This window comes from Enterorhabdus sp. P55 (assembly GCF_009911695.1).
GTDB lineage: Bacteria > Actinomycetota > Coriobacteriia > Coriobacteriales > Eggerthellaceae > Enterorhabdus.
In genome coordinates this window covers 1-1,230 of record NZ_QWKK01000237.1, presented here as the reverse complement: position 1 = coordinate 1,230, position 1,230 = coordinate 1, and the positions used below count along the sequence as shown (strand labels likewise).

Genomic DNA, 1,230 nt, shown 5'->3' with positions numbered 1-1,230 from the left:
GACGCCCACCGCGGCCCGCTCACCGCGCCCGCGCCCGCCGCCGGCCCCGCCGAGCGCGCCGCGCACGAAGAGCACGCCGAGGTGACCGCCGGCCGCGTCATCCGCCGCTTCGTCGGCTACTACCGCCCCTACCGCGGCCTGCTGGCCGCCGACCTCCTCTGCGCAGTGGCGCTCGCCTGCATCGATTTGGCCTTCCCCCAGCTGCTCGGCTTCTTTACCAAGGAGTTCTTCCTCGAGCCCGCCGACGTCATCTTGGGCTCGCTCGCCGGCATTGCCGGGCTGTTCGCCGTGCTCTACCTGGCGCGTACCGCCTGCCAGTGGTTCATCACCTGCTGGGGCCACATCATGGGCGCCCGCATGGAGGCCGATATGCGCCGCGACCTGTTCGAGCAGTACCAGCGCCTCTCGTTCAGCTACTACGACCGCCATAACACCGGCGCCATGATGTCCAAGGTCACCACCGACCTGTTCGACATATCGGAGCTCGCCCACCACGGGCCTGAGAACCTGCTCATCTGCACGCTCAAGATCGTCGGCTCGTTCTCGCTGCTGTTCATGATCAATGTGCCGCTCACGGCCATCATGCTCGGCGCCACGGCGGTGATGGCTGCGCTCTCGTTCGCGCTCAACTACCGCCGCCGCGCGGTGTTCCGCGAGAACCGCGAGCGCATGGCCGGCATCAACGCGGCGGTGCAGGACTCCCTCGGCGGCATCCGCGTGGTGAAGTCCTTCGGCGGCGAGGCGGCCGAGCGCGCGAAGTTCCGCGGCGCCAACGAGGCGTTCCTCGACACGAAGAAGCGCTCCTACCGGTTCCTCGGCGCGTTTCATGCCATGAGCTCGCTGTTCCTGGGCGTGCTCTACGGCGTGACGGTGGTGGGCGGCGGCTACTTCGTGGCCCAGGGCACGCTTTCCGTGGGCGACCTGGCCATCTACGCCCTCTACATCGGCATCTTCATCGCGCCGGTCGAGCAGCTCATCAACTTCACCGAGACGCTCCAGAAGGGCTACGCGGGCTTCCGCCGCTTCATCGAGGTGCTCGCCGAGCGTCCCGACGTGGCTGACCGCCCAGGTGCGGTGACGCTCGAGCAGGCCGAGGCGCGCGTCGCGCAGGCCCCAGGCGGAGAGGGGGCGCGAGCCGCGGAAGCCGTGTCGGATGCGGGGCCTGCGCGAGCCGCGGAAGCCGCGAGGCCGGTCCCGGGCGCGCGGGGCGTCTCGCGGGCAGGCGGCGCG

1 protein-coding gene is annotated in these 1,230 nt (G+C 70.2%); it reads left to right on the top strand.

Annotated features, from left to right (window positions below):
* Positions 1-1,230 (top strand): ABC transporter ATP-binding protein (locus tag D1643_RS11045; protein ID WP_236643576.1); only part of this gene is annotated, 1,230 nt, incomplete at both ends.